This window comes from Streptosporangium saharense, from assembly GCF_014203715.1.
In the GTDB taxonomy this organism is placed as follows: domain Bacteria; phylum Actinomycetota; class Actinomycetes; order Streptosporangiales; family Streptosporangiaceae; genus Streptosporangium; species Streptosporangium saharense.
On the sequence record NZ_JACHJP010000002.1, the window covers coordinates 201296 to 220445 of the forward strand.

The window sequence follows — 19150 nt, forward strand, 5'->3', positions numbered from 1 at the left end:
GGTTGACCCTGTCCCTTTTCTTTTTGAACTTGATCGGAGCGGTTCTCGTGTCCGGGGATGGATAAACGCCCGCGGGGCCGTCGATCACATAGGCGCATGACGACGTGGCGGCGTCCGGGAGGACCTCACCGCCCGTGCCGAGGACGAGGATCGTGATCACGATGCCGACGGCGGTGGTCAGTCCGGCGCCGCTCCACCACAGGCGGACGCGGCGGGACCGCTTCCCCACGTGTCGTACGGCGGGCCCGGTCCGCCTGTTTCGCCGCTCCGGTCTCCTGCCGCGCGTCCTGATGGACTCTCCTCGGTCAGGAGGTCCGGTTCGCGGTCGAGATCCTTCTCGGCGCCGAGCGCCTCCGTTGACGGGAGGGCCGGACGCGAGCCGGGGTCCTAGCCTGCCAAGCCGTAGTTGATCCGGTCCCCGGTGGGTCGCGGTGCGGCCCACCGGGGTCATGTCCAGACCACCGGACCACAGTTCGGAGGCGGCGGTACGGCCTCACCCGGGACAGGTCGCGGGACTCACCTGGCGCAGGCGCTCCCCGATCAGGGCGGCCAGGCGGTCCAGGCCCTGGCCGACCGTCTCCGGGGTGACCTGGCTGAGGGAGAGCCTGAGCTGCCGTTCGCCGCCGCCGTCCGGGCAGAAGTGCGACATCGGCGTCCAGATGACGCCGTGGTGGCTCGCCGAGTGTTCGAGCAGTTCGTCGTCAACCTGGAAGGGGACGGTCACCACGAGGAAGAAGCCGCCCGGCGGGGTGTTCCAGGTGACGCCGTGGCCAGGGGGGAAGCGCTCGGCCAGCCCGTCGAGGACGAGCCGCAGGTTCCTGCGGTAGAGAGCGGCCTGTCTGAGGTTGGCCGCGCGCAGGCTGCAGCCGTGCTTGAGCAGGGCACCGCCGATGACGGCCTGGGCGATCGGCGAGGTGTTCACCGTCGTCATGCTCTTGATCATCGCCAGCCGGTCGGCCAGGAGCGACCCGTCGGAGATCCGCTGGTCGGCCACGACGTAGCCGATCCTGGCGCCGGGCAGGGCGGTCTTGGCGAAGGATCCCAGGTAGACGACCCTCCGCTCGGTGTCCATGGCCTTGAGGGTGGGCAGTGGTTCGCCTCCGCCGAAGAAGCCGTAGGGGTTGTCCTCAAGCAGGAGGAAGTCCTCCTCCGAGGCCAGGTCCAGCACCTCCTGACGCAGCCGAGGGGGCAGGCTGGCCCCGGTGGGGTTGGCGGAGTCCGGCACCAGATAGAGGGCGCGGGGCCGCAGCCCACGTGACCTGGCCCGGCCGATCTGGGCGCGCAGGTCGGCCAGGTCCAGCCCCTCATCCCCGCCGCGCACCGGCCAGACCGGCAGCCCGGTCAGCAGCGCGGCGCCGGTCAGGCCGACGTAGGTGGGGGAGACGGCAAGCAGCACGTCCTGCGGTGACGTGGCGAGGGCCCGCAGCACCAGGAACATCGCCTCCTGGCAGCCGACGGTCACCACGATCGACTCGGCGGGGACGTGGATGTCCTCGTCGATCCGCAGGTGCTCGCGGACCAGGTCGTGGATGATCCCCTTTGTCCTGCCGTACTGGAGCAGCAGGCGCCGGGCCTCCTGCTCGGTCAGGCCACGCGCGGTGCGCAGGTGGTCGTGGAAGACCCCAAGGTATTCGTGGACGTCGGCGACGTCGAAGAAGTCCTCGGCCGGTCGCCCGGCGGCGAAGGAGATCGCCGCCGGGTAGCGCATCGAGATCTCGTTGAGCAGGTTCATCGCGCTCATGGCCGGGTCGGTCAGCGAGCCGTGCAGGTCGTCCAGGCTCAGGTCGTGTCGGGTCGGTGTCTGTACGGTCATGGGGTCTTTCCCGGGAAGTAGGGCATGGAGGCGACCCGCAGACGCGTCGCGGACCGTAGGTCGGGGCAGCCCGCGAGGCCGAGGGCGTTGCGCAGCTCGGTCTCCAGGAGGGAGAGCACCCGGGCGCAGCCGCTCTCGCCCCCGGCCGCCAGGCCCCAGATCACCGGGCGGCCGAGCAGGACGCCGGAGGCGCCGAGCGCGAGCGCGGCCAGGATGTCGGAGCCGCTGCGGATGCCGCTGTCGAGGAGCACCTGGAACCGCGCGTCGGGCAGCCCCGCGACCGCCTCGGCCACGGCGGGCAGCGCCATGGCGGCGGGGACGGCCTGGTCGAGCTGGCGGCCGCCGTGGTTGGAGACGACCACGGCCCGCGCGCCCTCGGCCGCCGCGCGCACGGCGTCCTGGGGGTCGAGCACCCCCTTGAGCACCAGCGGCAGCCGGGTCCGCTCGCGCAGCCAGGCGACGTCGTGCCAGGTGACGGCGGGAGAGAAGAGCTCGGCCGTGTGCGAGGCGATGGCGGAGGCGTCCTTGGTTCGCCGGTGGGCGCGGCCGGAGGAGCCCTCGTCCAGCAGCGCGGCCCGGACCGTGGGCGGCAGGGTCATGCCGTTGGCCGCGTCGCGCAGCCGCCGTCCCATGAAGGGCACGTCGACCGTGACGACCAGCGCCTCGACGCCCGCCTCCTCCGCCCGCCGTACCAGATCGAGGAGTCTGCCGCGGTCGCGCAGCCAGTAGAGCTGGAACCACAGGACCGCGCCGGTCGCGGCGAGTTCGTCGAGGCCGACGCTGCTCAGCGTGCCCACGGTGAAGGGCACGCCCGCCGTGGCGGCGGCCCGTGCGGTGGCCAGTTCCCCGTCCGGGTGGAAGAGCCGGTGGTAGGCCACCGGTGCGATCGCCACCGGCAGGTTCGCGCCGCTCTCGACGAGCGTCGTCTTGGTGTCGCAGGCCGAGACGTCGGCCAGGACGCGGGGGACCAGGGCGACGCGGTCGAGCGCCGCCCTGTTGCCCGCGACCGTCCATTCGCGTTCCGCGCCCCCGTCGAGCCAGTCCCAGACAGGGGTGTCCAGTACGGCCCTGGCCTCGGCGGCGAAGTCCGTCACGGACAGCCCGGTCATCCCGTGCTCTCCCTGGCGCTGTTGTTCTGCAGTTCGACGGCCTCGTACAGGGCGCGCACGTTGTTGCTGCCGAAGGTCCTGGCCTTGGCCCGCTCGATCACCTCGTAGAAGAAGGTGCCGCGCGGGTGCTCCGAGCGGGTGAAGATCTGGTAGAGCTGGCCGTCGTGGTCCTGGTCGGCCAGCAGGTGCAGGTCCTGGAGCTGCCGCACGGAGTGGCGCATCGGGGTGAGCCGGTCGAGCAGCCGGTCGAAGTAGACCTCGGGGGCGCGCAGGAAGGGCACGCCACGCTCGGCCATCGTGCCGACGGTGACGACGATGTCGCGTGAGTCGAAGGCGACGTGCTGCACCCCGGCGCCGCCGTGGTCGGCGAGGAAGGTGACGATCTGGCCGCCCGAGTTCACCGAGAGCGGCTCGATCAGGGTGAAGGTGACGGTCCGGTCGGCGTTCTGCACGACCGTGGAGTCCATGCCGAGCGCGCCGATCTCGATCCGCTCGGAGAAGATGGTGGAGAAGCCGAAGACCTCGTTGTAGCGGCGGACGGTCTTGTCCAGCTCGCCCAGCGGCAGGCAGATCGCGAAGTGGTCGATGGTCCGCAGCCCGACCCCGCCGCCTCTGACGGGAAGCGGGTCGGGCAGGCCGGGGATGCGTCCCTCGGGGACGCCGGGGGCGCGTTCGAGGAGGGTGTGCCCGATGTCGCCGAAGGCGGAGACCGTGGCGGCGACGCATCCCGCGTGCTCGACGGGCCGGGACAGGCCGTCGGCGCCGCGTTCGACCAGCTCGGTGTAGGTGGCGCCCGCGTCGGCGACCCGCAGCACGATGTCGGCGACGCCGTCCCCGTGCCGCCTCAGGTAGCCCGTCCCCGGATGCGCGGGCGACAGCGGCTGGGTGAGCAGGACGCGGATGCCGTCCTGGCCGAGCAGCGCGGAGAGCTGCTCCTCGTATCCGGCGCGGGGGCTCGGCGGGATCAGCAGGTCGAAGCCGTAGCCCGTGGTGAGCCGGTCGATCTGCGAGGCGATGTCCTCGACGTAGAGTTCGATGTGGTCCAGGGTGACGTCAACAGGCATGGTGCTCTCGTTCTTGAGGGTGGAAAGCGCGGTGACCACCGCGTCGTTGGCCACCTGGTCGCCGACGGCAAGCCGGATGGCCCGCCCCGGGTAGAGCCGGGCGGCCACGCCGTACCGTTCGAGGGCGGCCCGCGCGAGGTCGAGCCGGGCGGGGTCGCCCGTGGTGATCCACAGGAAGTTGGTACGGCTCGGCGTGACGGACCAGCCGAGGGCGGTCAGTCTCTGGCGCAGCCGGTCGCGCTGGTGGGAGATCAGCCGGATGCGCTGCCGTACCTCGTCGTCGGCGGCTATGGCGGCCCGGACGGCGGCGAGCTGGAGTTGGCCCGGGGTGTAGGGGACCTGGTGCGGGGTGACGCGCTCGACGATCCCGGCGTCGGCCATCGCGTAGCCGATCCGCAGCGCGGCCAGGCCGTGTGACTTGGAGAAGGTGCGCAGGACCACGAGGTTGGGCCAGTCGGCCAGGCGCGTGGCCACCTCGGGGGCGCCCAGGTCGGGGGCGAAGTCCACGTACGCCTCGTCGAGCAGGATGACCACGGACGACGGGACCAGGGCGAAGAAGGCGGTCAGTTCGTCCCAGGTGTAGACGGTCCCGGTGGGGTTGTGCGGGTTGCACAGGACGATCAGCCTGGTCCGCTCGTCGATCCGTTCGGCCATGGCGGTCAGGTCGTGTCTGGCGTCCTCGCCGAGCGGCACGGCGACCGCCTCGGCCTGGGCCATCGCGCAGAGCATCGGGTAGACGTCGAAGCAGGGGTCGCTGTGGATGACCCTGTCGCCGGGGCTCAGCAGGCCGCGGAACAGGTCGTGCGCGACGCCCGCGGAGCCGGTGCCGACGAGCACCTCGCCCGGCTGGACGCCCTGCCAGTCGGCGATCGTCCGGGTCAGCGAGGCGGGCCGGAACTCGGGGTAGCGGTTGAGGCCGTCGATCGCCCGCATCAGCGCGGCACGGACGGAGGGCAACGGGCCGAAGGGGTTCTCGTTCTGCGCCAGGAGGTGTCTCATCGTCATCACACCACGTCGAGGACGTAGAGCCAGGAGTGCGGGGTGGCGAACGGTTCGACCCTGGCGATGCGCAGGCCGGCGTCGGTGAAGATCCGGTCGTAGGTGGCCTTGGTGTGCAGGGGGACGCCCATCATGGCGTGGGCCAGCTCGAACCCGACCGAGAAGATCGGCTGCATGCTCTCGTGGTCGATCCGGTCGCGGAGCATGGTGTCGCCCAGGACGAACCTGCGGGCGTTGGGGAAGGCCTCCCGCATCCTCGGCATGATGTCGGCGCGGGTTCCCGGGTTGGCGAGCAGGTCGTGCAGGAGGAAGAAGCTCATCACCGTGTCCACCTCGCCGGTGATCTCCAGTTGCCGCTGCCTGTCGAGGACGTCGAGCACGTCGGCCTGGACGGCCTGGACCCGGTCCTGCAGACCGGCCGAGGCGATGTCGCGCCTGGCCATGAGCGTCGCGGGCTCGCTGATGTCGATGCCCATGCCCCGGGTGCCGGGCCGCTGGGACACGACCCGGCTGACCCTGGCGCTGTTGCCGCTGCCGAGGTCGGCGATGGTGCCGAAGTCGACGTCGTCGAGCACCTCGTCCAGCAGCGCGGCGAACATGGCCTGGTCGCACTGGGCGGAGCCGAGCGCGACCATCGCCTCGTCGCGGTGGATGTCGCTCGGGTCGTAGTGGCGTAAGCCGTCCGTGAGCTGCCCTGCGTTGCCGAACACCTCGTTGTAGCCGCCGACCGCCCAGGTGAAGTAGCCGCGCGAGCGGGCGATCTCCCTTCCGGCCTCGGTGGGGATGTAGACGTCGTCGTCGGCCTTGAGGTAGCCGCAGCAGGTCGCGGCGCGCAGCAGGGCCAGGGCGCGTCCGTTGTCCGCGTAGTCCTCGGTGTAGAGCCGGTCGCCCCTGCCGATCCGCTCCATCAGGCCGAGCCGGTCCAGGGCGAAGATCACGTTGGCGGCGATGTAGCCGTTGTAGGCGTCGGCCGGGGCGATCGGGGTCGAAGCCTGGCCGTGCCACTGCTCGGGAATGTCGTACTTGTTCATGATTTTTCGTCCAATCTCAGGAGTTCGGAAACAAACGGAGGTGGGAGTCGAGCACCGGGCCGATGACCGACAGCGCGTCGGCGCCGGTCATCTCGCCGTGGGTGACGGGAACGGGGTGGATGTCGAGGCGGCCGGTCACGTGGGGCCGCCAGGCCGCCGGGTCGGGAGCGTCGCCGGGACGGTCCTTCGCGGCGAGGAAGAAGAGCACGTCGCCGTCATAGGCCCGCTTGGGCCTGTCGGCGGCGAGCGCCAGGTTGGCCAGGAAGACCCCGACGACGCGGGCGACGGCCTCGCCGCTCAGCCCGGACAGCGGTCCCTGACCGTGCCCGACGAGCGCGGCGTGCTCCTCGGGGGTGCTGGGCCAGGCGGGGATCTCACCGACGGGCTGCCCGAGGGAGGTGAGGATCGCGGCGAGCAGGGCGGGATCCCTGTCGGAGGGGTGTTCGTCGAGCTCCGGGTAGCCGTCCAGGATCGCGAGCAGCTCGACCCGCTCGCCCGTGGCCTGGAGTTCGGCGGCGACCGCGTGCGCGACCACCCCGCCGAAGGACCAGCCGAGCAGCGCGTAGGGGCCCTCCGGCTGGACCTGCCTGATCTGCTCGACGTAGGTCAGGGCCAGCTTCTCCACGCTGGCCGGGTGCAGGGACAGATCGCCCAGGCCGGGCGCCTGGAGCCCGTAGATCGGCCGGTCGGCGTCGAGGTGTCCGAGCAGGCCGGTGTAGACCCAGCTGATGCCCGCCGCCGGGTGCACGCAGAACAGCGGGTCGCGTGTCCCGCGCGCCCTGATCGGCAGCAGCACCGGGAAGCTCTCCCGGTTCGGGGAACCGCCGAGCGCGGCCAGCTCGGCCACGGTCGGCGCCTGGAACAGGTCCCGGACCCCGACGTCGAGCCCGGCCCGAAGCCGGATCTCCGCAACCAGCCTGGCCGCGAGCAGCGAGTGACCGCCCAGGTCGAAGAAGTTGTCGTCGATGCCCACCCGCTCCAGGCCGAGGACGTCGGCGAACAGTTCGCAGAGCGCCTCCTCCCGGGGGTCGCGCGGCCCTCTGCCGTCCTCGGCCGCGGCGTATCCGGGGGCGGGCAGCGCCCGCTGGTCGAGCTTGCCGTTCGGGGTCAGCGGCAGCGCGGCCACGACAACCAGCGCGGCGGGCACCATGTGCTCGGGCAGCGTCCCTGCCAGTACGGCCCGCAGCACGGCCACGTCGATCTCCGTACCGGCCCTGGGGACGAGATAGCCGACGAGCCGGTCGTCACGGACGACGACCGCGCTGTGGGCCACGTCCGGCTGGGCGCCGAGGACCGCGTTGACCTCGCCGAGTTCGATGCGGAAGCCCCGGATCTTGACCTGGTCGTCGATCCTGCCGAGATACTCCAGCTCCCCGTCCCGGTTCCAGCGGGCCAGGTCGCCGGTGCGGTACATCCGGGTGCCGGGCGGGCCGTAGGGGTCGGCGACGAACCTTTCGGCGGTCAGCGCGGGCCGGTCGTGGTAGCCACGGGCCAGGCCCTCCCCGGCGACGAACAGCTCACCCGCGACCCCCACGGGGACGGGCCGCAGCGCGGAGTCCAGGACGTGGACGCGCAGGCTGGGGATCGCGGTCCCGATGAGCGAGCGGCTCTGCCCCTCGGCGGTCGCAGCGTCCAGGGCCCGGTAGGTGACGTGGACCGTGGTCTCGGTGATGCCGTACATGTTGACCAGCACCGGGGCGTCGTCGGGGTGCCTGCCGTACCAGTCGGCGAGCCTGCCCAGGTCGAGCGCCTCACCGCCGAAGACGACGCCGCGCAGCGCCAGCTCCGTGCCCGGCTCTTCGGCCTGCATGAGCTGGTAGAAGGCAGCGGGGGTCTGGTTGAGCACGGTGACGCGCTCCCTGGCCAGCAGGGCGAGGAACTCCCTCGGGGAGCGGCTGACCTCGTACGGCACGACGACAAGGCGCCCGCCGTACAGCAGGGGACCCCACAGCTCCCAGACGGAGAAGTCGAAGGCGCAGGAGTGGAACAGCGTCCACACGTCGTCGGGGCCGAAGGAGAAGTGGCGCTCGGTCGCGGCCATGAGCTGCACCACGTTGCCGTGCGGGACCACCACGCCCTTGGGCCTGCCGGTCGAGCCCGAGGTGTAGATGACGTAGGCGGGGTTCTCCCGCACGGGACCGGTCACGGGGCTGGTCGCCGCGTGGCCGCCGAGGTCCACCTCGTCCAGCAGGACGTACGGTAGCGCGCTCGGCGGCAGTCCGGCCACGGTCGAGGCCGTGCTCACCAGCAGGACCGGGGCCGCGTCGTCGAGGGTGTAGGCGATGCGGTCGGCCGGGTAGCCGGGGTCGATCGGCACGTAGGCGCCACCCGCCTTGACGACCGCGACGATCGCCACCACCAGCTCCAGCGAGCGCGGCAGCGCCAGGGCGACCAGCCGCTCGGGGCCGACCCCGCGTTCGACCAGCAGGTTCGCCAGCCGGTTGGCGCGCTCGTCCAGCTCGGCGTAGGTCAGCTCCTCCTCGCCGAAGGTCAGCGCCACCCGCTCGGGACCGTCGGCCGCCCGCGCCTCGAAGAGGTCCTTCAGCGTGCCCGGGACCGGGGTGAACTCCTGATAGTCCAGCAGGCGCTCCCGCTCGGCGGGCGTCAGCAGGTCCACCTGGCCGACCCGCAGGCCGGGGTCCGCGGCTACCGCTTCGAGCACCCGGACGAACCGGCCCGCGATCTCCTCGGCCGTGATCCGGTCGAACAGCTCGGTGGCGTACTCCAGTACCCCGCTCAGCCCGTCGCGCGTCTCGCACAGCCCGAAGGACAGGTCGAACTTGGCGACGTCGGTCTCCAGCTCCATGACCTTCGCCCGCAGTCCGGGCAGCTCGGGGGCCTCTCCCGTGGTGTCGTGCAGCGTCAGCATCACCTGGAAGAGCGGGTGCCTGGCCATCGAACGGGCCGGGTTGAGCACCTCGACCAGCCGCTCGAACGGCACGTCCTGGTGACCGTAGGCGTCCAGGTCCAGCGTCCGCACCCGGCCGACCAGCTCGGTGAAGGTCGGGTTCCCCGAGATGTCGGTCCGCAGCACCAGCGTGTTGACGAAGAACCCCACCAGGTCGTCCAGCGCCTCGTCGGTGCGCCCGGCGATCACGGTGCCGACGGGCAGGTCGGTGCCCGCGCCGAGCCCGCCGAGCAGTACGGCCAGCGCCGCCTGGACCACCATGAACAGGCTGGCGTTCTCCCGCCTGGCCAGCGCCACGAGGGCCGCGTGCGTCCCGGCGTCGAGCCGCAGCTCGACCGAGTCGCCCCGGTTCGTCGCGACCACCGGCCTTGGCCTGTCGTACGGCAGCGCCAGCTCCTCGGGCGCTCCCTCCAGCGCGGTCCGCCAGTGGGAGAGCTGCTCGTCGTGGACGGTGTCGAGGAGTTCCCGCTGCCAGAGGGCGTAGTCGGCGTACTGCACCGGCAGCGGCGCCCAGCCGGGTGCCTTCCCCTCCAACCGCGCCGCGTAGGCGGTGGCCAGGTCGCGCAGCAGCGCCCCGATGGACCAGCCGTCCCCGGCGATGTGGTGCATGACCAGCGCGAGCACGTGCTCCCCACGGCCCAGGACGAGGAGCGAGGCCCGGATCGGCAGCTCGACCGACAGGTCGAAGACGTGTCCCTGGGCCTGGCCGAGGCACTCGCGCAGGTGCCGTTCGTCCCTGACCTCCCGCACGTGCAGCTCGGGCCGCACCCCGCCCAGCACCTCCTGGTACGGCACGCCGCCCACGACCGGGAACACCGTGCGCAGCACCTCGTGCCGCTCCACCACGTCGCAGAGCGCCTCCCGCAGGGCGGCCAGGTCGAGCGGGCCGGAGAGCCGCAGCGCCAGCGGCGAGTTGTAGAGGCCGCCGACGCCCCTCATCTGCTCGATGAACCACAGCCGCGACTGGGCGGGGGAGAGCGGCACCCGCTCGGGACGGACGACCGGCAGCAGCAGCGGCCGGACCTCGTCGTGCCCCGCCCGCTCCAGGTGACGGCCGAGCCCGGCCACGTCGGGGTGCTGGAAGAGCGCCCTGACGGACACCTCGACACCCAGGGCCGTACGGATCCGGCTGACCAGCCTGGTGGCGAGCAGCGAGTGCCCGCCCAGGTCGAAGAAGCCGTCGTCGATGCCCACCTTCTCGACACCGAGGACCTCGGCGAACAGGCCGCAGAGGATCTCCTCCCGTGGGGTGCGCGGCCCCCGGCCCCCGGCCGTCCCGAAATCGGGGTCCGGCAGCGCGCGACGGTCCACCTTGCCGTTGGCCGTGACCGGCAGCGCGTCCAGCACCATGACCGCGGCGGGCACCATGTAGTCCGGCAGCCTGCTCGCGGCGTAGGCGCGCACCTGCTCGGGACTGCCCTCCCCGGTGACGTAGGCGACCAGCCGGTTCTCCCTGGCCACCACCAGCGCGCGCCGTACCGACGCGTGGGCGGCCAGGACCGCCTCGACCTCGGCCAGCTCGACCCGGAAGCCACGGATCTTCACCTGGTCGTCGACGCGGCCCACGAACTCCAGCTCGCCGGAGGCGTTCCAGCGGACCAGGTCCCCGGTGCGGTACATCCGCTCGCCGGGCGGGCCGTACGGGCAGGCGACGAACCGTTCGGCGGTCAGGCCGGGCTTGCCGACGTACCCCCGGGACAGACCGGTGCCCGCGATGTACAGCTCGCCCGCGACCCCGGCCGGGACCGGCCGCAGCCCGGCGTCCAGCACGTACACCCTCGTGTTACGCATCGGACGGCCGAGGGGAACCGTCGCGGGGACCCCGGTCGCTGCGGTCATCGTGTGACAGGTCTTGATGGCCGTCGTCTCCGTCGGGGCATACACCGAAATAACGGTTATTTCGGGACATGTGGCCATGAGGTCGCGAACGGCGGCCGGTGACACCACGTCCCCACCCGTCCACACCTGCCGGACCTCGCGGAAGCTCTCCGGCGACTCCGCGGCCAGCACGCTGAGCAGCCCCGAGGGTGCCTGGACCAGCGTCACCCGGTGCTCGGCGACGGTCCTGGCCAGGGTGTGCGCGTCCAGCGCGCCCGGCGGCGCCAGCACGATCCGGCCCCCGGTCACCAGCGGAACCCAGACCTCCGTGGTCGAGGCGTCGAACGCGGCCGGGGAGTGCAGCAGCGTCCGCTCGTGGGCGCCGGTCAGGAACTGCGGGTTGGCCAGCAGATCGACGACGTTGCGGTGGGTGACCCCGACCCCCTTGGGCAGTCCGGTCGAACCCGAGGTGTGCATCACGTAGAGCAACTGGTCGGGGTGGATCCGCCGTCCGGGATTGTCCGGTACGGCAAGCGAACCGGTGATCTCCAGGACGGTCCTCAGCGGGTCCCCCGCGATCGGGTGCCCGACGTGCTCGGTGTCGACCAGGATGAAGCGGGCGTCCGTCGCGTCCAGCACGTGCCGCAGCCGGGGCAGCGGATAGCGGGGGTCGAGCGGCGCGTAGGTGCCCCCGGCCTTCGCCACGGCCAGGATCGCGGCGACCAGCTCGACACTCCGCTCCATCAGCACCGCGACCGGCTCCTCGGGGACCAGCCCCCGGTCGAGCAGGGTGTGCGCGATGTGGTTGGCGCGGGCGTTGAGTTCGGCGTAGGTGACCCGGTTCTCGCCAAGGGCCACGGCGACCGCGTCCGGGTGGGCGGCGGCCCCGGCCTCGAACAGCTCGTGGACGCAGCGCCCGAAGTCGGTCTCGGCGGCGGTGTCGTTCCGCGTGACCAGCAGCAGCTCGCGCTCCTCGTCGGAGAGCACGTCGATGGCGCCGATCGCGCGGTCAGGATCGTCGGCGACCGCCTCCAGCACCCGGACCAGCCGCTCGGCCAGGGCCGCCGCGGTGTCGTGGTCGAAGAGGTCGAGGGCGTAGCCGACCGCCCCGGCCAGGCCGTCCTGGGTCTCGGTGAAGGTGACGTTGAGGTCGAACTGGGCGTGCGCCTCACCGACCGGCTCCATGGTCCCGCGCAGCCCGGCGAAGTCCAGCTCGGCACGGGTCTGGTTGTCGAAGGTGACGACCGTCTGGAAGAGCGGGTGCCTGGCGGGCGTGCGGGGCGGGTTGAGGTGCTCGACGAGCCGCTCGAACGGCACGTCCTGGTGCGTGTAGGCGTCCAGGTTGGCCGCCCGCACCCGGCCCAGAAGCTCACCAAAACTCGGATTCCCCGACAGGTCGGTGCGCAGCACCAGCGTGTTGACGAAGAACCCCACCAGGTCGTCGAGTACCTCGTCGGTGCGGCCCGCCGTGGGGGTGCCGAGCGGGATGTCGGTCCCGGCGCCCAGGCGGCTGTAGAGGGTGGCGACGGCGGCCTGCAGCAGCATGAACAGGCTCACCTGCCGCTCCGCCGCGACCCTCACCAGCCGTCCGTGCAACTCGGCATCCACCCTGAACTCGGCGAGATCGCCCCGGTGACTGGGCGCGACGGGCCTCGGCCTGTCGTACGGCAGCGCCAACTCCTCGGGCATGCCGTCCAGCGCGCTCCGCCAGTGGGCGAGCTGTTCGTCCTGGACCGTGTCGAGCAGGTCGCGCTGCCAGAGGGCGTAGTCGGCGTACTGCACCGGCAGCGGCGCCCAGCCAGGAGCCTGTCCGGCCAACCGGGCCTGATAGGCGAGGGCCAGGTCGTCGAAGAGCGGCCTCAGCGACCAGCCGTCCCCGGCGATGTGGTGCAGCAGCAGAACCAACACGTGCTCGTCCCCGTCGCGGGGCAGCAGCCACGCCCGCAGCGGCGGCTCCGCCGACAGGTCGAAGGCCCGGCCCACGACCTCCCCAAGCTCACCCGCCAGGTGCAGCTCCGGCCTGACGTCCTCAATCACCTTCTGGTACGGCACGCCGTCAACCGAGGGGAACACGGTCCGCAGCGCCTCGTGCCTGGCCACCACGTCGGCCAGCGCCTTTTCCAACGCCCCGGCGTCGATGGGGCCGCGTAGCCGTACGGCGAAGGGGGTGTTGTAGAGGGCACTTGGCCCTTCGAGCTGTTCGATGAACCACAGGCGTTGCTGGGCGAAGGACAGCGGCACATAGTCGGGCCGGGACAGGGCTGTGAGTGCGGGCCGTACGGCACCGGCCTGTTCGGTGGACAGGTAGCGCTCAAGGCGGGCCACGTCGGGGTTCTGGAAGAGCGCCCTGATGGGCAGCTCTGTTTTCAACACGGTGCGGATGCGGCTGACCAGCTTCGTCGCCAGCAGCGAATGCCCACCGAGGTCGAAGAAGCCGTCGTCAACCCCGACCCGCTCGACGCCGAGGACCTCGGCGAACAGGCCGCAGAGGATCTCCTCGCGCGGGGTACGCGGCTCACGCCCTTCGGTGACCTCGAACTCGGGGGCGGGCAGCGCGCGACGGTCCATCTTGCCGTTGGCCGTGACCGGCAGGGCCTCCAGGACCACGACCGTCGGCACCATGTAGGCGGGCAGTCTTTCGGCCACGTGCTCACGCACTTCCTCCGCGGAGGCCTCCCCGACGACGTAGGCGACCAGCCGCCTGTCGCCGGGGCGGTCCTCGCGGACGACCACCAGGGCCTGCCGGACCGAGGGATGATCGTTGGTCACGGCCTCGATCTCGGCGAGTTCGATCCGGAAGCCCCGGATCTTCACCTGGTCGTCGCTGCGGCCCATGAACTCCAGCTCTCCCGAGGCGGTCCAGCGGACCAGGTCCCCGGTGCGGTACATCCGCCCGCCGTACGGACAGGCCACGAAGCGTTCCGCGGTCAGCCCCGGCCTGCCGACATAACCCCGCGCCAGACCGGCTCCGGCGATGTACAGCTCGCCCGCGACGCCCACCGGGACCGGCTGCAGCGCCTCGTCCAGGACGTAGACCCGCATGTTGTCCAGCGGACGCCCGATGAGCACCGAAGGTGAGGACATCCGGTGGCAGGTGGCGAAGGTCGTGGTCTCGGTGGGGCCGTAGCCGTCCACCACGAACACCCCGGGGCAGTGCTCAAGCACCCGTCGCACCGCGCCCGGTGAGACCACGTCGCCACCGGTCCACACCTCCCGCACGCTCGCGAAGCACTCCGGGGCCTCCTGCGCGACCAGGGTGAACAGCCCGGCCGTCAGCCACAGCGCATCAACCTCACCGTCGGCCAGCAACCGCGCGAAGTCAGCCGTAGCGAGCTGTCCCGGAGGAGCCACGACCACCCGGCCGCCCGACAGCAGCGGCACCCACAGCTCGAACGTCGAGGCGTCGAACGCGGTCGGCGAGTGCAGCAGCACGCTCCCGGCGGTGATCCCGTCGAAGCAGCGGCTGCGGGCCAGGTCGATCACGTTCCGGTGGGTGACCGTGATGCCCTTCGGCACCCCGGTGGACCCCGAGGTGAACATGATGTAGGCGGCGTTGTCCGGCCTTGTGGTGTCCGGCACAGGTGGTGCGGATCCAAAGGCGGATGGGGTGATGGTCGTGATCTGCAGGTCGTGAGTGGTGTCGGTGAGCAGGAGGGTCGCTCCGGCGTCGGTGAGAATCCGCTGAAGCCGTTCGGTGGGTTGTTGCGGGTCGAGAGGCAGGTAGGCGGCTCCGGCCTTGAGGGTGGCGAGGATCGCGATGACCAAAGTGGGGGAGCGGTCCATGAGGATCGCGACCCTCCGGGCCCCGGTGAGCCGGTGCGCGAGGTGGTCGGCGTGGGCGTCGAGCTCGGCATAGGTGAGCTGACTGTCACCGGAGACGACGGCCACGGCGTCCGGGGTTTTACAAGCTTGCTCGGCGAACAACCGGTGCAGGGTGCCCACGGTCTGCGGGGCGGCGGTGTCGTTCCACCCGGTCACCAACAGGTCGCGTTCCTCGTCGGAGAGCACGTCGATGGCCGTGATCGCACGATCGGGGTCGTCGGCGACCGCTCGCAGCACCCGGACCAGCCGCTCCGTGAGGGTGATCGCGGTCCCAGGGTCGAACAGGTCGGTGGCGTACTCCAGCAACCCGTTCAGTCCGCCAGGGGTCTCGGTGAAGGCGAAGGACAGGTCGAACTTCGCGACATCCAGGTCGAAGGGGTACTCCCGGCACTCCAGCCCGGCGAACTCCTGCGGCAGCGGCGTCTGGCTGTCCAGGGTCACGGCCGTCTGGAAGAGCGGATGCCTGGCGGGGACGCGCTCGGGATTCAGGTGCTCGACGAGCCGCTCGAACGGCACGTCCTGGTGGGTGTAGGCATCCAGGTTCGCGGTCCGCACCCGGTCAAGCACCTGTCCGAAGCTCGGGTTCCCGGACAGATCGGTCCGCAGCACCAGCGTGTTGACGAAGAACCCGACCAGGTCGTTGAGCGCCTCGTCGGTGCGTCCCGCCGTGGGGGTGCCGAGCGGGATGTCCGTCCCGGCCCCCAGGCGGTTGTAGAGGGTCGCCACGGCGGCCTGTAGCAGCATGAACAGGCTGACCTGCCGCTCGGCCGCGACCCTCACGAGCCGCCCGTGCAGCTCCGCGTCCAGCCCGAAGTCCGCGACCCCGCCCCGGTGGCTGGGCGCGGCGGGCCTCGGCCTGTCGTACGGCAGCGCCAGCTCCTCGGGCATGTCCTCCAGCGCGGCCTGCCAGTGGGTGAGCTGCTCGTCCTGGAGGCCGCCGAGCAGGTCCCGCTGCCAGAGGGCGTAGTCGGCGTACTGCACCGGCAGCGGCGCCCAGTCAGGTTCCCCTCCTGCCAGCCGGGCCCGGTAGGCGAAGGCCAGGTCGTCGAAGAGCGGCCTCAGCGACCAGCCGTCCCCGGCGATGTGGTGCAGCAGCAGAACCAGCACGTGCTCGTCCTCGCCACGGGACAGCAGCCACGCCCGCACCGGAAGCTCGGCCGAGATGTCGAAGACCCCGAGCGCCAGCTCCTCAACGACCTCCCGCGCCTGCTCGTCACTGTCACAGACCCGCACGTTCAGCCTCAGCCGGGTCTCACCCAGCACTTTCTGGTACGGCACGCCGTCAACCGAGGGGAAGACGGTCCGCAGCGCCTCGTGCCTGTCCAGCAGGTCACCGAGGGCGTCCTCCAACGCCAGGGTGTCGATGGGACCGCGTAGCCGTACGGCGAAAGGCGTGTTGTAGAGGGCACTCGGCCCTTCGAGCTGTTCGATGAACCACAGCCGTTGCTGGGCGAAGGACAGCGGCACATGGTCGGGCCGGGACAGGGCTGTGAGTGCGGGCCGTACGGCACCGGCCTGTTCGGTGGACAGGTAGCGCTCAAGCCTGGCCACGTCGGGGTTCTGGAAGAGCGCCCTGATGGGGAGCTCTGTTTTCAACACGGTGCGGATGCGGCTGACCAGCTTCGTCGCCAGCAGCGAGTGGCCGCCCAGCTCGAAGAAGCCGTCCTCGACGCCGACCTTCTCGACCCCGAGGACCTCGGCGAACAGGCCGCAGAGGATCTCCTCGCGAGGAGTACGCGGCTCACGCCCATCCGTGCTTCCAAGCTCGGGGGCGGGCAGCGCGCGACGGTCTATCTTGCCGTTGGCCGTGACCGGCAGCGCGTCGAGGACCACGACCACCGGCACCATGTAGGCGGGCAGCCGCCCGGCCACGTGTTCGCGCACTCCCTGGGGGGTGACGTCGCCGGTGACGTAGGCGACCAGGCGCTTGTCGCCGGGACGGTCCTCGCGGACGATCACCAGGGTCTGCCGGACCGAGGGGTGGTCTGCGACGACGACCTCGATCTCGCCGGGCTCGATGCGGAAGCCACGGATCTTCACCTGGTCGTCGGTACGGCCGACGAACTCGATCTCCCCGGAGGTGGTCCAGCGGACCAGGTCCCCGGTGCGGTACATCCGCCCGCCGTACGGGCAGGCGACGAAGCGTTCCGCGGTCAGGCCGGGTTGACCGACGTACCCCCGCGCCAGCCCGGAACCCGCGAGGTAGAGCTCGCCCGCCACCCTGGCCGGGACAGGCCGCAGGGCCGTGTCCAGGATGTAGGCCCGCATGTTGTCCATCGGGCCGCCGATCGGCGGGACCGTCTGGTAGGTGAACGGGCGCCGCACCGGCTGGCAGGTGGCGAAGGTCGTGGTCTCGGTCGGGCCGTACACGTGGACGAACGTCAGGTCTGGGCAGCGTTCGACGGCCCGGCGCATCGCGGTCACCGATCCGGCCTCGCCGCCGCTCCACACCTCGCGCACCCCCGACAGGGGCCGCGACCCGTGCTCGGCCAGCAGGTTGAACAGCGCCGTGGTGAAGAAGGCCGCCGTGGGGCGCCGCTCGACCAGCAGCGCGGCCATGGCGTCCAGGTCGAGTTCGCCCGGGGGCGCCACGACCACCTGTCCGCCCGACAGCAGCGGCGCCCACAGCTCGTAGGTCGAGGCGTCGAAGGCCAGCGGCGAGTGGAGCAGCACCCTGCGGTGCTCCTGCCCGGCGAACCGGCTGTCGACGGCCAGCGCCACCACGTTCCCGTGGGTGACGGCGACGCCCTTCGGCACCCCGGTGGACCCCGAGGTGAACATGACGTAAGCCAGTTGATCCCGATAAATGGGCATATTTTGCCCAGTAAGACCTGTGTCCGGTTCGTTGAGCAGGGTCGCGACGTCGAGCACCGTCATGTCGTCCGGGAACGTCACCCGCCGGGCGGTCTCGTCACCCAGGACCAGACTCGCCCCGCTCTGCCGGAGGATCACCTCGATCCGCGAGGCCGGGTAGCGCGGGTCCAGCGGCACGTACACGCCACCCGCTTTGAGCACCCCCAGGATGGCGGTCACCGCCTCGAAGGAACGCTCCAGGAAGAGCACCACCGGCGTCTCCCTGGTCACCCCCTCGGCCGTCAGGCGACGTGCCAGCCGTTCGGCACGGGCGTCCAGCTCCGCGTAGGTCAGCGTCCGGTCGTCCTGGCTGAGCACGACCGCGTCCGGGGTGCGCGCCACCTGCGCGGCAAACAGCTCGGGCAGGCTCCCCCCGGGCACCGGCGCGGCGGTCTCGTTCCACTCGTCGAGGATCTCGGCCCGCTCCTCCTCGGAGAGCACGTCGATGGCGCCGATCGGCAGGTCCGGGTCATGGGCGACGGCCAGCAGCACCCGCAGCAGCCGTTCGGTCAGCGTGGTCGCGGTGTGGTGGTCGAACAGGTCGGTGGCGTACTCCAGCAGCCCGTTCAGTCCGTCGGGGGTCTCGGTGAAGGCGAAGGACAGGTCGAACTTCGCGACGTCCAGGTCGAACGGGTACTCCCGGCACTCCAGCCCGGCGAACTCCTGCGGCAACGGCGTCTGGCTGTCCAAGGTGACGGCCGTCTGGAAGAGCGGATGCCTGGCCGGGACGCGCTCCGGGTTCAGGTGCTCGACGAGCCGCTCGAACGGCACGTCCTGGTTGGAGTAGGCGTCCAGGTTGGCCGTCCGCACCCGGCCCAGAAGCTCACCGAAGGTCGGATTCCCCGACAGGTCGGTCCGCAGGACGAGCGTGTTGACGAAGAACCCCACCAGGTCGTTGAGCGCCTCGTCCGTGCGGCCCGCGACCGGCGTCCCCAGCGGGATGTCCGTCCCGACCCCCAGGCGGCCGTAGAGGGTCGCCACCGCGGCCTGCAGCAGCATGAACAGGCTCACCTGCCGCTCGGCCGCGACCCTCACGAGCCGCCCGTGCAGCTCCGAGTCCAGCCCGAACCCCGCCACCCCACCCCGGTGGCTGAGCACGGCGGGCCTCGGCCTGTCGTACGGCAGCGCCAGCTCCTCGGGCATGTCCTCAAGCGCGCCCTGCCAGGAGGCGAGCTGCTCGTCCTGGACGCCGTCGAGCAGGTCCCGCTGCCACAGCACGTAGTCGGCGTACTGCACCGGCAGTGGTTCCTGGACGGGAGCCCGCCCGGCGAGCCGTGCCTCGTAGGCCGTCTCCAGGTCGTCGAAGAGCGGGCCGACCGACCAGCCGTCGCTGACGATGTGGTGCAGCAGCAGGACCAGGACGTGGTCCTCCTCGCCACGGGACAGCAGCCACGCCCGCAGCGGAAGCTCGGCCGAGATGTCGAAGACGTGTCCGACCGCCTCCTCGACCGCCCGCCGTAACTCCGCCTCGTCCGCGCAGGTCCGCGCCTCAAGCGCCGGGCGGACGCCCGCCTCCCCGATCTCCTGGTACGGCCCGGCGTCGGAGGAGACGAAGACCGTGCGGAGCACCTCGTGCCTGTCCACCAGGTCACCCAGGGCTTCCGCCAACGCCCCGGCGTCGATCCGGCCGCCGAGCCGCAGCACGAGAGGGGTGTTGTAGAGGGCGCTCGGCCCTTCGAGCTGTTCGATGAACCACAGGCGCTGCTGCGCGTAGGAAAGCGGAATCATGGTCT

At 71.4% G+C, this 19150-nt stretch carries 5 protein-coding genes; all 5 read right to left on the reverse strand.

The annotated features are described in order from the left end of the window. Window positions 1-493: 493 nt before the first annotated feature. The 5 genes from FHS44_RS10015 to FHS44_RS10035 are packed head-to-tail and all read right to left on the reverse strand — an operon-like array spanning window position 494 to window position 19145. The gene (locus FHS44_RS10015; RefSeq protein WP_184713695.1) at window positions 494-1813 is read right to left on the reverse strand and encodes an aminotransferase-like domain-containing protein; all 1320 of its coding nucleotides are present in this window, start codon (window positions 1811-1813) and stop codon (window positions 494-496) included. Continuing rightward, window positions 1810-2922 (reverse strand): alpha-hydroxy acid oxidase, encoded by a 1113-nt coding sequence (locus FHS44_RS10020; protein ID WP_184713696.1) that lies wholly within the window; start codon window positions 2920-2922, stop codon window positions 1810-1812. The genes FHS44_RS10015 and FHS44_RS10020 overlap by 4 nt, the downstream gene beginning before the upstream one ends. Continuing rightward, entirely contained in the window at window positions 2919-4985 is a 2067-nt protein-coding gene (gene hppD, locus FHS44_RS10025; protein ID WP_184713697.1) for a 4-hydroxyphenylpyruvate dioxygenase, read from the reverse strand. Before hppD ends, FHS44_RS10020 begins: the two co-directional genes overlap by 4 nt. 5 nt (window positions 4986-4990) lie before the next feature. Then, window positions 4991-6016, reverse strand: coding sequence for a class I SAM-dependent methyltransferase (locus tag FHS44_RS10030; RefSeq protein WP_184713698.1), 1026 nt, complete (start codon window positions 6014-6016; stop codon window positions 4991-4993). Window positions 6017-6032: 16 nt separating this feature from the next. Next, window positions 6033-19145 carry a non-ribosomal peptide synthetase gene (locus FHS44_RS10035; RefSeq protein ID WP_184713699.1) on the reverse strand — a complete coding sequence of 4371 codons (13113 nt, stop codon included), beginning with the start codon at window positions 19143-19145 and terminating at the stop codon, window positions 6033-6035. Window positions 19146-19150 lie beyond the last annotated feature (5 nt).

Coding starts and splice junctions, on each gene's coding strand:
- FHS44_RS10015 (WP_184713695.1), bottom strand. CDS start 1,813: ATGACCGTACAGACACCGACCCGACACGACCTGAGCCTGGACGACCTG.
- FHS44_RS10020 (WP_184713696.1), bottom strand. CDS start 2,922: ATGACCGGGCTGTCCGTGACGGACTTCGCCGCCGAGGCCAGGGCCGTA.
- hppD (WP_184713697.1), bottom strand. CDS start 4,985: ATGAGACACCTCCTGGCGCAGAACGAGAACCCCTTCGGCCCGTTGCCC.
- FHS44_RS10030 (WP_184713698.1), bottom strand. CDS start 6,016: ATGAACAAGTACGACATTCCCGAGCAGTGGCACGGCCAGGCTTCGACC.
- FHS44_RS10035 (WP_184713699.1), bottom strand. CDS start 19,145: ATGATTCCGCTTTCCTACGCGCAGCAGCGCCTGTGGTTCATCGAACAG.